Source organism: Chryseolinea lacunae, assembly GCF_016735595.1.
Taxonomy (GTDB): Bacteria; Bacteroidota; Bacteroidia; order Cytophagales; family Cyclobacteriaceae; genus Chryseolinea; species Chryseolinea lacunae.
Genome location: NZ_JAERRB010000003.1, coordinates 677,211 through 690,397, shown reverse-complemented (window position 1 = coordinate 690,397; position 13,187 = coordinate 677,211). Strand labels below are relative to the sequence as shown.

Below are 13,187 nucleotides of genomic sequence, written 5' to 3'. Positions count from 1 at the left end.
CCGGTGGTTCGGAGTTGGATAAAAATGGTGGACTGGAAAAGAAAATCCAGATGCGCAAAAAGACTGCGCAGTGGCCTCATATTTTTGAGCACCCAAAAGTATGAAACAAATGAAAGCGACTATTCTCAAGAAACTGGATGCCCTGGCAAAAGACAACGCCATAAAAATACTGTATGCCTGCGAATCGGGCAGTCGCGCCTGGGGTTTTCCTTCGCCCGACAGTGACTATGACGTGCGCTTTATTTATGTCTATGCCAAAGACCGATACCTCTCTGTTGATGAGCCAAGTGATGTCATGCAATTTCCCATCGACGCCACCCTCGACATTGGCGGCTGGGAACTGCGCAAGACGCTCCGTCTGCTAAAGAAGTCGAACGCCACAATTTTCGAATGGCTGCAATCGCCTATTGTTTACGCGGCCGATGCAAATTTTGTCGACCGGATGAACGTTGTTCTTCCACAGTATTTTTCGCCACGCGCAGGCATGCATCACTACCTGAGCATGACCCGTGGAATTTTCAACAACGACATTCAGGGTGAGACCGTGCGTCTGAAAAAATACCTCTACGCGCTTCGCACCCTGCTGGCCAGCAAATGGATTGCCGAACGCGGCACCATGCCACCCATGGCTTTCGACGCCCTGAGCCTGCAGCTGGGCGACGCCATCAAAGAAATCGCTCAGGCCATGATTCTGAAAAAATCAACTGTAGACGAAACGTTTACTATGGAGAAAGTAGAGTCGCTTCATGCCCTCATTGCCCGCGAGCTTGCTGCCTGTGAAGCGATGGTGCCCGAAGCTTCCGGCCGGATTGACAACGACGCTCTGAATGTTATCTTTAAAGAATTTGCCATATGACGTGGATAGATTTACAGGACAACAACCAGCATCTTTTGCTGAAATGTGTTAGCGGCAGCCGGGCTTATGGCCTCGCGCTGCCGCATTCCGACACCGACATCAAAGGCGTGTTTGTGCTTCCCCAGAAAAAATTTTTCGGACTGACCTACACCGACCAGCTTAACAGCGAAACCAACGATGTAATGTTTTATGAGTTCAAAAAATTCATGGAACTGCTGCTGCGAAACAACCCCAACTTGCTGGAGCTGCTGGGCACGCCATCCGGATACATTCTGTACAAACATCCCCTGATGGATTCCATTCGGCCCGAAATTTTTCTGTCGAGGCTTTGCAAAGACACCTTTGGGGCATATGCGCTGACGCAGATAAAAAAAGCACGCGGCCTCAACAAAAAAATTATGAAGCCACAGGAACCCAAACGAAAAACCATTCTCGATTTCTGTCGCGTCATTAGCGGCCAGGCAGCCATCACCCTGCCGGCGTGGCTGGAAGCGAATGGCTTCCAGCAGGAGCATTGTGGGTTGGTGCGGGTAGATCACATGCGCGATGTTTACCTGGTTTTTCACAACACACAGGTTCAGGGCACGGTATTCAAAGGAATTCAGGTATCTGAAATCGCCAATGAAGTTTCGTTGTCGTCGGTGCCGCAAGGACTTTCGCCGCTTGGGGTTCTTCATTTTAATCGCGATGGCTATTCCATTTATTGCAAAGAATTTCGACAGTATTGGGAATGGGTGGCCGTTCGAAACGAGGAGCGTTTTGAAAACACCATGAACCATGGCAAAAACTATGACGCCAAAAACATGATGCATGTTTTCCGGCTGCTAAACATGGCCGAAGAAATTGCCCGTTTCAAAACCGTGAACGTTCATCGGCCCGAGCGCGACTTCCTGTTACGCATTCGTGCCGGGGAGTTTTTGTATGAAGACCTGTTGCAGCAAGCCGAAGAAAAAATAGCGACGGTGAACGCCCTGTTCGATGTTTCAGATCTTCCCGAAACCCCCAACGTCGAAACGATAGACGAATTGCTGGTGGAAATTCGTGAGAAATTCTACGCGAGCTAAGTGGACTCAACCCGTCAGGCTTTGCGAATCAACATTCCATTTCTATATTTAGAAATCACCATGTGTCAAGTGTCATAAAAGACCGTTTAGGTCAACCCAATCTCCAACCCATGTCAACTCCCAAACCACATCCCATTCAAAAAATCGCACCGTACCTGAGTCTGCTCGAAAAGATTTTTCTGGCGGGATTGGCCGTCGGGCTTGTGCTGATCTATTTGAAAATTGGCGCCCTCATCGTTGTTTCCATCTCACTCATCGCGTTGGCCATCGTCTATTATTTGTCAAGCTACAAACCCATTGAGATTCGTGGCTCGGAAGACGGGGCGTTGGAACTTTACCGACTTGCTGTCGAAGAGCATCGTTCCAAAAGTGCTTTGGTTCAGCACGGCCATTTCGTTGATCGGGCTTTTCATCATGTCGTTGCAACCCAGTCACAATAGCTATTTGAAAATGTTCTTCATCGGGGGCATCTCCATTCTGATCGGTGTGATTCTCATTCTTTATGCAGCGCTCAAGGGCACAAAACATTTGGGCGTTGTTGTTCCCGTATTGTGCCGCGCCATTCCGGTAGGCTTGTTGGATGCTTATTTTTTGTGTTGGAATTGAACGCGGATCAATCCATGCCAAGGTCGCTCGTGATGCTATGACGCATTTCGATTTCCGACACCGGTATGCCACACGATTCGCTAACGATGCCAAGTACAATGTTTTCAACTTCGGCTTTGCTGCCCAGCGTCCGTGGATCAAGAAGCTGCCGGTGATTTAACGCCATGATCCAGCTGATCAGTTCACGCAGCGAACCTTCTGTGACGGCTTTGATCGGGGGATCAAGTTTGATTCCGAAAAATTTACGTTGTCGTGGTCCGGTTGCATCTAAGTCTAATGATGTGAGTGACGGAAGTTTCAATTCCAGGCCTGCTTCCAGATTTTTCCAACACGATTTAACGTCACGATCCATCAACACCTCTTTTATCTTTGCCTCGCGATGTATCACGTCTGGCTCGATACCAAGTTGGCTTTGAAGCACCTCTGTGAGTCGATGGTATATCACCTCCCTTTTGTCGTCCGAGCCAGGACTCAGCGTAATTTTGGCGCAAACACAATCGGCAAAATCCTGCACAGTGTTAATCCCTGATGCCTCCCGATCGGGAATGGCAATGGAGAAATGCTTTTCCATGGTCATCAGCAATTCAACGGTATCAAGTCCCATCTGCGATTATCAGATTTTTATGCAAAGAAACATCTCAATAGTATTCATCCAAGAATCTCACCGATTCCAATCCACATTCACAATGCCGTTGCGTATGGCGTACATCACCAACCCAACGCGACTCTTCACGCTCAGTTTTTCGAACAGGGCGTTGCGATAGCCGTCGATGGTTTTTGGACTGAGAAACATTTTGGCGGCGATTTCATTGTAGGTCATTTCGCTGCAGGCCAACTGGATGAATTCTTTTTCGCGATCGTTCATGGTGTCGGGCTGAAGATTTTTTGCTTTGGCAGCGTCGTCGTTTTGCAGCGAGTGCACCAGCTTTCCGGTGATGAAGTCAGTGTAATAAAATCCTTTGTTGGCCACGGCCAGCAGTGCGTCGCCCAGGTCTTTGGGCTCAACGTCTTTGCAGAGATAACCTTTCACGCCCAGCTTGAGCATGCGCACGATGGTTTCTTCCTGCTCGATCATGCTCACCACCAAAACTTTCACGTCGGCAAAATGCGTGCGCAGCCATTGCACGCTGGCAAAGCCATCCATGCCGGGCATGTTCACGTCCATGAGAATGATGTCGGGCGGATTGTTCTTGTCTATTTTTGCTTGAAGGTCAAGACCGTTGTCGGCCTCAAACAGGATGGTGTAGTCCTTGTTCACCATTTCGATGAGGCTGATGAGTCCTTTGCGAAATAGTTTGTGATCGTCTACAAGCCCAAGTTTCGTGGGTGCGGGGGAAGGCATAAATTTTTATAGCGGCAATTCAATGGCAATGCTGGTACCGTTTGCAGGGGCGCTTTGAATGTTCAGTGTGGCCTGGATGAGCCGTGCTCTGTGTTGCAGGTTCATCAATCCCGAACCTCCGCTCTTCGTTTTCTCTTCCGGATCAAAGCCAACGCCGTCGTCGGTAAATACTAATGTAAACAAATTTCCCGTAGTGCAAAGCGAAACGGCAACGTGTTTTCCGCTGCTGTGTTTGATGGTGTTGTTCAAAATCTCCTGCGCCATGCGATACAAAAAAATGGTGGTGTTGGCGTCAAGGTCGGGAAGCGGGCCTTCCTGTTTCAATGACGCTTGCCACTGGCCCGTCTTGTTGAGTCGTTCCACTTCGTTTTCCAATCCACGCAGCAGGCCAACCTGCACTGCCCAGTCGCTGTTGAGGTGCACCGAAAGCGATTTCAAATCGGTGATGAGCTGGCGCACAAGTTCTTTGGTGTCTTCAATTTTTTGCAGCGCCTTTTGCTCGTCGTGCAGTTGAAGGGTGTTCAGGTTGATTTTGATGAGGCTGGCCACCTGGCCCAGGTTGTCGTGAAGCTCGTGCGAGATGTGCTGAAGGGTTTGTTCTTTTATTTCGAGCTGCGATTGCAACAGCATTTGCGCGGTGGTGTTTTTGATGTCTTCCTTCTCGCGGAGGTAGCGGAAATGCCGCTTCTGGTTGACTAATAAAAACGATACGATGAATGCCCCGAAGAGGAGCGTGACAATGATGCCGGTCAATATGAAAAGCTCGATGTCGGCCACAGTGTTGCTTTAGGTTGAAGCAGGAGGATTTCGTTTCAGAATGCCAATCAAAAATAAAATGCACATCAGGTATTTAAACACAAATCCCAATTTATAATACCGCCGTGCAACGTCTTCACCAACGTTCATCAACAAATTTAAAAAACCTTCGATGAATAGCGACCCGGTGAAGTAAAGAAGTATGCCCAGCGTGACCCAGAAGTATGGATTCCCTTCGGCACGGCGTTCGATTTGATATACATTAATAAAGCGCAGATATAACAGACCATAGAAAATCAGAACCACACTTTCGGCCAGCACCACATAGCTGTTGTTTACCTGTATGGTTTGAATGAATATGCTGCACACAAACGAGAACACCAGAAACAACGGCATACCTGCAAAAATAAAGCGGTTAATGCGCGGCGACATCGACAGGTTGATGAAATACAAAGAGTACAACGTAAACTCCAGTGGGTTGTAGATGTGATAGAGAAACAGGTTGTTCGGTAAATGCATGAACAACATAGCCTCGCCCAGCTCGAGGGCAATGGCAAAGGCAAGAATTGCAAAAAGAATTTTAAATGGTATCACGAGCCCGTGGCGATACCATTTAAAAATCAGTATGCAAAGGTTAAAGCCCAGTAGGATGACATAAACCGTGTTTACGAGCGTCATAGGGAAACGTTAGGGCAACAACAGGGCTCCAAGCTGGCATCCGGGAGGACGACGGCATTGAACGGTGATGATGTTGCTGATTTCTTCGGCTTGCGTTCCGAGCTTGTCGCGATAATACAACACATTGCCATCTTCATCTCTGAATGCATTGCAAGGTACAAAGATGAGTTCATAGTCGTCGAGCAGTGGGTCGGGTGTTTTCTTCGCCATATAGATTCGAACGCCCGCCAGGTCCATGCCGTTGTTCGACACAAACGAGATCAGGTGATTGATCTTGATGGGAATGGTGTTGAAGAAAACTTCTTCTTTCACGTTGAAATCTTCCTGCATCACTTTGCGATAGTTTTCAACCTGCTCCTTCAGAGGGTTTGTCTGCATGGGCGTTTGGTTGTTGCTGGTTTCGGTGCTCAGGTTGCAGCCCGCAGTCAACGCTTCGGCCGGGGTGTCGCTGTTAAGTTTGTAAAGCATAGAGGTTAAGGGTTTTTGTTGATCGATAGGATAAAGCTATGCGTAATTTTTCTTGGGTGTATCGTCGGAAATGAAATCCCGTGTTTTTCTATTTTGACATACAGGAAAAATCCTGTGCAATCTGCTGCTTTTTCCTCTTGCTGTAGTGCTGCACAACGGTACCTTTACATCACGCTCGCAATACCAAAATGCCTCCCTGTTAATGGGGGGAAAGGTTATGCGTTCAAACGTTTTTTTGCTTAACACACTTCGGCGAAAAAGGCTGACACGCAAAAACAAGATCACTGGTTTCTGCGATTGCCGCGCGGCAAAGACAAATTTGTGGTGGCGCCCGATAGGAAAAAAGTACGTGCTTTTCTACATTCAGTCAGATGGTTTTTGCGCACGTGCGTAAACACCAGAAGACACGGCGGCACAGGTTGGGACATATCGCTTCGAAAATAAAACTAATTGAAAAAACACCTCTTTTAAACACCTACTACTATGACCGGATCAGTTGCATTGGACGTTGTAATCGGGCTTGTCTTTGTTTACTTGCTCTACAGTTTGCTGGCCACCATTCTCCAGGAAATTCTGGCCACCAACATCATTCGGCTTCGCGCCAAAGTTCTGGAAAAGGCCATCAAAAGAATGCTCGACGACACGGGCTCTGTGAGGCAAACCAAAGAGTTGCTGAGCACGGCGTTCTATCAAACCCCACTCATTAAATACCTGGGGCCCACAAACGGAAAGACCCCTGCCTACATTGCCGCACGCAATTTCAGCAAGGCATTGCTCGACATCCTGAAAGGCCCCGGCACAAAACCGGGCGAAGATTTCAGAGGGCGCATCGATGCCTCACTCAACAGCGGCATCACCGTTTCCCAAGACTCAAAAATTACAGGAGGTGAAACACTCACCTTTCTGCAATCGCTGTGGGCCGATGCCCAGGGCGACATCGACAAATTCAGAGCAGCATTGGAGCAATGGTTCGACGACACCATGGAGCGCGCCACAGGCTGGTATAAAAAACGAACACAAATCATCTTGTTCTTCGTGGGACTGTTCATTGCCGGTGTGTTTAATGTTGACACGGTCAAGATTGTTGACAAACTGTCGAACGACCCCGAGCTGCGACAACAGATCATTCAGCAGGCCGACGGTTATTTGAAAGCACACTCGAATTTGAAGGAAGAGCTTGCCGAAAGACAACAGCGAGCTGCCGGCAACGACACCACGAAAGCAACACAGTCGCTTGACAGTTTGATTATCCGGACCGACAAGCTGGTGAAAGAGGCCACCGACCTGGTGAACACCGATTTGAAAAATGCGAACGAAGTGCTGGCCTTGGGATGGGAAGACCATAGCTTCGATGCATGGTCGCTTCCCGGATGGATCATTACCGCCCTCGCCATTTCACTGGGCGCGCCGTTTTGGTTTGACTTGCTGAACAAGCTCATGAAACTTCGCGGTGCCGTGCCACCGGCTACCGACCCGAAGCAAAGCGGCGGCGGCACAAAGACCATCATTATTCCCAAGGGCTGAATGAAAGTCACCGTTAAACATCATCTGAATGTGCGTGTGGGCAAACCCAGCGTCAACGCACCCACATTCGAATTTCTCGACCCCGGCAACATCGTTGAGGTGGATGGGAAATTGTATGCAGGCGACCGGTTTGAAGGGATCGATACCTGGTTGAAGGATGCGGCGGAGAATTATTATTGGAGTGGGGCTTTCCAGGAGAACATGTCGGGCCTGTTGCTCGAAGTGGTTAGACCGGCGGCACTGAAATTCGACTACAACCAACTGCTGCAACTACCTGATCAATTCAAAAACACAAAGGGCGAAGGATCGGTCGTGGCCATTGTCGACACCGGATGTTTTAACCACGCAGCTTTGGGCGACGCCGTGCTTGCCAGCTTCGATGTTTTCACAAAAAAGGAAGACGATCAAAACGACGAATCGGACGATGGCCATGGAACATTTCTGGCGGGCATCATTGCCGCACGCGAAAATCCTTCCAACGAAATCGTGGGCGTTGCTCCCAAGGCCAAGCTCATCGTGGTGAAAGCTGTGAAGAATGGTGTGCTCGACAAAAACATTCTCGCAGGACTGAAATGGCTCAGCACATTTCGAGTGAAACCTGACGTGATCAACCTGAGCGTTAGTTTCACATTGACCGACGGACTGAAACAGGAATTTCAAGACACGTTGAGAACATTAAGCAACCAAGGCATTATTTTGGTGGCCGCAGGTCAAAACGAATCGGCTGTCTATTCAGACAGCATTTTCTATCCGGCCAAAGATGCTTTGGTGCTGGGCGTCGGAAGCATGTCAAAGACTTCTATTCAAGACACGCCTGTTCATCCGCAAATCGACTTCGTGGTGCCGAATATAAATTTCCTGGCGCCACAAAATTTTGGAACGGGCTATCACAACCTGCGCGGTTCAAGCATGTCGGCAGCGTTTGTTTCGGGAAGCCTGGCCTTGATACGCGCCTGGCAGAAGGCCAATCAAAATCCAGATCGTGCCGACTCCATTCTCACGACCAACGCGCCTGCGTTGACACAAAATACATTTGACGGTTCCTTAAAAATATTCAGAAAATGAAAAAAATAGCTACCCTCTCCATTCTCTTGCTGCTCACCGCGACAAGCGCGCTACATGCGCAGACACCGTACCTCGATGCGAAATTTATATCCAAGTATCTCGATGGCAAAAATTTAGACTTTACGAAACACCCTACAACGCGCGAGAAAACAATGGACGACGAAATAACCCGGGCAAGAGCCAAAGTACCTGTTGACACCGCCGCATTAGCAACACTAATAAAGTCAAGACAAGCCATCCGATCGGCGAAGCGCGATAGTGTGCTTTCTATTCTGGTCAAATACAAAATCGTGAGCGCAAGCGATGTTGGGAACGAGGAGGCGTTAAATGCCGCTCTACATAAAAATCCATTCCTGGAAGAAATCATTTTTCCGGGCTCAACCCAAGCCTTCTTTGGTCCGGGCGCACCAAATCTAGGCGCCCTTGTCAAGTCTGGAATTTCATCCTTGGGTGGTCTCGACGTCACCAACATCGCCGAAGGCATTTCTCAATTCATGATCAGCCGTGCGAAAGAAGAACTGACGATCGCTTTTTTTAACCGTTTCAAAAAATGCGTAGAAGCCAACCCCGAAATCCAGGTCATGTTTCCAAAGACGACCATTGCACTCGAAAATTTGCTCGACTACCATTACCCCGAAATGTTGCCCTCTTTGCAGGAGGCCTTTATTGCCGACCTCGATTTGCTTCCAATTCACCTCGACGATGTGCTGGAGCTTCCGAAGTATAAAGAATTGCTTAAGAATTTTCCGGAAGTGAGAATCGTCATTCACACGCTCCGTATTGTGAGCGATCTTGAGTCAAAAGAAAATCACCCGCTCACCATCATTCACGAACTGGGAAATCTTTCCGAGTGGGACGATCCCAACGCTTCGGTCTTGCTCGAAAACATGGGCAACGGCATTCGCTTGGGAGATACTTTTTCACTGAGCCTCACACGCGATTCTTCCGAATGGGACACGAAGAAATCGCCATGGATCACGTCAAAAGAACTCAAAGCTCTGGTTCAGGACAAAACTACTTTCAAGATCTATCTCGCTCTCGTTTACCAAGAAGTGAATCATGTGACAATGATTTTCCCAAATGCCACATCCGACTCGATCCGCTTCGTGGTGGCGCCCGACACCATTGCTTTTGGAAAGTTGATGGCCGCCAACAAAGACAACTTGATTCTATTCCAATCAAAATTATCTGAATTCATCCAGTTGGCAGAAAAAGTAAAAGTAACGCTCGAAGAAGTCAACACCAACAAAAACACCACGCCGCAAGACTTTCACAACTACATCAGTCAAGGCATTGATGTGATCGAATATTGTTTTGACATCGCCAAATTATTCAACGACGATTTTGTAACGTCCGACTATGTGAAAATAGCCCGAAGCGGAAACGATCTGTATTTAAATGTTGCAGAAAAGAAGTATAGCGCGGCCATCACCAATGCTGTCGACATATTCAACCAGATTCAAACCATCGTCAGTGAGAATCGAAACCTGGCCAGAATAGACGCTGCTCATCGCGCGGAGGTTAACACATTGTTGCGCGCTGTAAATAGCGGACGAATATCGGATGAAAAAATAAAAAAACGTCTCCAAAAAGCTCAACAAGATCAATCAACTTCATCGGAAGATCTTAATCTATTGACAGCCTCATTGGCTCCAGCCGACATGTCGGCGACAAACAAACAAATTGTGAATACACCTCCTGCTAAAGAGGGGCTTGCAAAGCTAACAAAGGTGATCCCAGAAATATCCAAATATGGTCGCTTCATCGCCAATGTTGCTTCCGCAGAAACACCGGCCGAAGTGGAACAAATCATCGAAGCCGCCGTGCTTCCCGTGGGCAGCTCGTCCATCAAAAAGAATTCGGAATGGAACTTGGCCGTGCAATCCTATCTCGGTGCCTACTACCTCACCAGCAACCGAACCACCGATGTGGAAAGAGCGTGGAGCGACAAGTTTGGCGTCATTGCTCCCATTGGCATTGGCATGAGCTATGGCCTTCGCAAAGGAGGATCGTTCACACTCTTTGCATCGTTGCTCGACCTTGGTGCCATTGTTGACTACAAATTGAAATACGACTCCGTTCCCAAAACGCCATCGTCAGCCGCCGATGTGAAAACCAGCAAGAGCTATGAGGTCAAACTTGGTCAGATATTTTCGCCCGGTGGTTATCTCATCTACGGACTGCCGTGGAACCTGCCGCTCTCTCTTGGCTTTGGTGCACAATACGGTCCGGGTCTGAGTTCGATCGACGAAAGCGGCAACACGGTTGTTGACAATCCCTATTGGCGATGGAATGCTTTTCTCGCAGTCGACATTCCTTTGTTCAATATCTATAACAAAGAAAGACGTTTTGAGAAAAGAAGAAAGTGATGCTGACTTCAACGTGATGCATCCACACATTCAGGGATGAAAAAAAATGACCGACGTATTTAATGACTTTGTAACCGGGTTCCATTGTAAAAGTCCCTCTCCTTTTCTACATTGAACCCAGAGCCCATCTGTTCCCTTCGCGTTTCGCGTGGTTGGACGATGGGCTTTCCCTTTCACCTGAACAGCGCTGCTTTCAAGTGACCAGATCGCTCCGACGAACGGCGATCGCTGTGATGCTCCCCACCATTTGCCGGGAGAGCATAATCAAAAAAGTCTGACCCGTTTCGTTTTCTTGTTTCCAAAAAATTGAAGACCTCGTCCGGCGCGCCGCTGGTCATGGTGTGCAGGTTGATGGGAAGTCTGATCGCGTCGCAACCCAGCGATTTGATGCGTTCGAAATCCTTTCGCGTGAACCGTGTAAACTGAATCTGTCGTGGTCCCAATGCCTGGAACCACGAGGTGAGGTTCACGCCTTTCGAAAACGGAACCTGCGCCAAAGCTCCATCCAACGTCAGCATAAGCGCCAAAGCGGCGAAAACATATTTCAATCCATTCTTAAAAAAAAGCCGCGCGTTCATCGTTCCTGGTTTATGCATGCAATGAAGTTATGCATTAAAACTTTATCCCAAAACAAAAGAGCCCACCACCAGCGCAAACGCCAATGGATGGGCTCCGGGCTTAACCAACAACGGTTATTCGCCGACAACGCTAACAGCTCACCACAACGGTCTATCACCAACAACGACAACGCTGGCACACAACTGTTTCAAATCACCACAACACATTCCAGCCTACTGCTGCGGATAACGCACAACGGAAACAGGCTAACGGCATTTTCTGACCCACAACGTGTTCTCTTAAATCTTATGCTTCATCTGCGACACCAGTTGTTGAAAGCGACTGTCTTCGCGAATGCCCGCATTCCACGCCAACCCCATCTCAATGAGGTCGAGCGTTTCGGTAATCGTGGCGCCTTCCTTTTCTTTCTCCTTGGCCAGAATGTAGGCCGTGTCGGATATGGCCAGCGAGTTTTCCACATCGTGGCTCACAATGACGAGCGTATTCAACTCATGCAACGTGGCCACCTGTGTCAGCAACTCCATCACCCGGTCTATCATGAGCGCATCCAGCCCCGAGAATGGTTCGTCCAGCAAAATGAAACGGTTGCCCGTCAACACCTGTTGAATGATGCTCACCCGCTGGCGCTGCCCGCCCGACAGCTGCAACGGATATTTTTTCAGATGCTCTTCCAACGCAAAACGCTGTGCATAATCGGCAATGAGCGCATCCTTGTCTTTGTCGTTGAGCGCAAGACTGTCGTGCTTCATGGCCAGCCGAAGGTTGTCGTGCACAGACCGGTGATTGAAGAGGATGTAGTTCTGTGACACAATGCCCACCTCTCCGGCCTCAACAGGGTGTTGGTCCACGCCCACCATCACCGTTCCGCTATTGGGTTTCACCAGCCCCGCCAGGATTTTAAAAAGCTGTGTCTTGCCAATGCCACTTCTCCCGATGAGCGACACCACCTGACCCTGGTTCATGCCGGGCCGCACAATGTTTTGAATGCGGAAGTTGATGTCGCGAAGAATCACTTTGTCGTAGGTGAGGTTCACCTCCTTCACATCGATGAGCACTTCGTTCTTTGTATAGTTCATGCGCGTGTCTGCAGTTTAGTGTAAGGAAAAAGCCAATGCCGCAAGTGCTTCAACACGCTGTCGAAAAACACACCCAGCGCGAAGATGATGACGAGGATGGCGAACACCGTGCCCAGGTCGATGTACTTGTTCGACTTGATGAGCATCGTTCCCAAACCACCTTCCGACATGCTGAGCCCTTCCACCATGGTGATCATCATCCAGGCAATGGCAAAGTTTTGTCGCATCACTTCAAACACCTGATCAAGCCTTCCCACAATCACGACTTCCCACAGCGTTTGCCAGTTGTTCATGCGCAACGTTTTGCACAGCTCGTATTCCTGCACATTGATGGCGTCGATGATGGACAACAACGACGTGACGAAGAACGGCACGATGCCAAAGATGAGCAGGCTGAGCTTCAGCTGATGTCCATCCTGCGTGAGCAGGGTGAACAAAAAGATCAAGCCTGTGAGCGTGAGGTAACGACACTTCACGATGAACCGCGCCACGGGCGCAAACACCGGGATCAGCGAGAGGTAGCTCACCAGCAGTGCCACCACAATGGAAATGCCCATGCCGGTGAAGGTGAGTGCCAGGCTGCTGAACAGGTTGTCGGCAAAAAAAGCCGAGGTCACAATTTTCCACGCTGCCATCAAGATCTTCGATGGCGTCGGTATCAAGCCATGCTGCCCGAACAGCTCCCAGGCCACCAGGGCCGCCGTGGCCTCCATAACGACCAGCGTTATGGAGGTGCGGCCTTTGATCTGGGTCAACGGACTGAAAATTTTACGAATCGTATCCATTGACGTTGTTGTTTTTAAA

14 protein-coding genes are annotated in these 13,187 nt (G+C 49.0%); 6 read left to right on the top strand and 8 right to left on the bottom strand.

Annotated features, from left to right (window positions below):
• Nucleotides 1-109: 109 nt before the first annotated feature.
• The 3 genes from JI741_RS12195 (at nucleotide 110) to JI741_RS12185 (ending at nucleotide 2,526) form a co-directional block, all read left to right on the top strand.
• Nucleotides 110-856 carry a nucleotidyltransferase domain-containing protein gene (locus JI741_RS12195; RefSeq protein WP_202009686.1) on the top strand — a complete coding sequence of 249 codons (747 nt, stop codon included), beginning with the start codon at nucleotides 110-112 and terminating at the stop codon, nucleotides 854-856.
• The gene (locus JI741_RS12190) at nucleotides 853-1,920 is read left to right on the top strand and encodes a DNA polymerase beta superfamily protein (RefSeq protein WP_202009684.1); all 1,068 of its coding nucleotides are present in this window, start codon (nucleotides 853-855) and stop codon (nucleotides 1,918-1,920) included. The genes JI741_RS12195 and JI741_RS12190 overlap by 4 nt, the downstream gene beginning before the upstream one ends.
• A 306-nt stretch (nucleotides 1,921-2,226) precedes the next feature.
• Nucleotides 2,227-2,526, top strand: a complete 300-nt coding sequence (locus JI741_RS12185) for a hypothetical protein (protein WP_202009682.1) — start codon at nucleotides 2,227-2,229, stop codon at nucleotides 2,524-2,526.
• A 7-nt stretch (nucleotides 2,527-2,533) separates the two neighbouring features.
• On the opposite strand, the gene JI741_RS33050 is transcribed toward JI741_RS12185, so the two are convergent.
• From JI741_RS33050 to JI741_RS12160, 5 genes are read right to left on the bottom strand one after another with little or no spacing between them, the layout of a single operon-like run.
• Entirely contained in the window at nucleotides 2,534-3,130 is a 597-nt protein-coding gene (locus JI741_RS33050; protein ID WP_202009680.1) for an acyl carrier protein, read from the bottom strand.
• Nucleotides 3,131-3,187: 57 nt separating this feature from the next.
• Nucleotides 3,188-3,868, bottom strand: a complete 681-nt coding sequence (locus JI741_RS12175; protein ID WP_202009678.1) for a response regulator transcription factor — start codon at nucleotides 3,866-3,868, stop codon at nucleotides 3,188-3,190.
• A 6-nt stretch (nucleotides 3,869-3,874) separates the two neighbouring features.
• On the bottom strand, nucleotides 3,875-4,645 hold the full coding sequence (locus JI741_RS12170; protein WP_202009676.1) for a sensor histidine kinase: 771 nt from the start codon (nucleotides 4,643-4,645) through the stop codon (nucleotides 3,875-3,877).
• A 9-nt stretch (nucleotides 4,646-4,654) separates the two neighbouring features.
• A complete protein-coding gene (locus tag JI741_RS12165; protein WP_202009674.1) occupies nucleotides 4,655-5,302 on the bottom strand; it encodes a hypothetical protein in 648 nt (215 codons plus the stop codon).
• Between the two features lie 9 nt (nucleotides 5,303-5,311).
• Nucleotides 5,312-5,770, bottom strand: coding sequence for a hypothetical protein (locus JI741_RS12160; RefSeq protein WP_202009672.1), 459 nt, complete (start codon nucleotides 5,768-5,770; stop codon nucleotides 5,312-5,314).
• Between the two features lie 483 nt (nucleotides 5,771-6,253).
• Here JI741_RS12160 and JI741_RS12155 point away from each other — a divergent pair, with 483 nt between their 5' ends.
• Genes JI741_RS12155 through JI741_RS12145 form a run of 3 tightly spaced genes read left to right on the top strand, consistent with a single transcriptional unit; the run spans nucleotide 6,254 to nucleotide 10,728 of the window.
• Nucleotides 6,254-7,294 carry a hypothetical protein gene (locus JI741_RS12155; RefSeq protein ID WP_202009670.1) on the top strand — a complete coding sequence of 347 codons (1,041 nt, stop codon included), beginning with the start codon at nucleotides 6,254-6,256 and terminating at the stop codon, nucleotides 7,292-7,294.
• Nucleotides 7,295-8,359, top strand: a complete 1,065-nt coding sequence (locus JI741_RS12150) for a S8 family peptidase (protein WP_202009668.1) — start codon at nucleotides 7,295-7,297, stop codon at nucleotides 8,357-8,359.
• A complete protein-coding gene (locus JI741_RS12145; RefSeq protein WP_202009666.1) occupies nucleotides 8,356-10,728 on the top strand; it encodes a hypothetical protein in 2,373 nt (790 codons plus the stop codon). Before JI741_RS12150 ends, JI741_RS12145 begins: the two co-directional genes overlap by 4 nt.
• Nucleotides 10,729-10,901: 173 nt before the next feature.
• Here JI741_RS12145 and JI741_RS12140 read toward each other — a convergent pair whose 3' ends face one another.
• From JI741_RS12140 to JI741_RS12130, 3 genes are all read right to left on the bottom strand, one after another.
• Complete coding sequence (locus JI741_RS12140) at nucleotides 10,902-11,306, bottom strand: hypothetical protein (RefSeq protein WP_202009664.1); 405 nt, start codon at nucleotides 11,304-11,306, stop codon at nucleotides 10,902-10,904.
• 279 nt (nucleotides 11,307-11,585) lie between these two features.
• A complete protein-coding gene (locus JI741_RS12135; protein ID WP_202009661.1) occupies nucleotides 11,586-12,383 on the bottom strand; it encodes an ATP-binding cassette domain-containing protein in 798 nt (265 codons plus the stop codon).
• A complete protein-coding gene (locus JI741_RS12130; protein WP_202009659.1) occupies nucleotides 12,380-13,168 on the bottom strand; it encodes an ABC transporter permease in 789 nt (262 codons plus the stop codon). The genes JI741_RS12135 and JI741_RS12130 overlap by 4 nt, the downstream gene beginning before the upstream one ends.
• Nucleotides 13,169-13,187 lie beyond the last annotated feature (19 nt).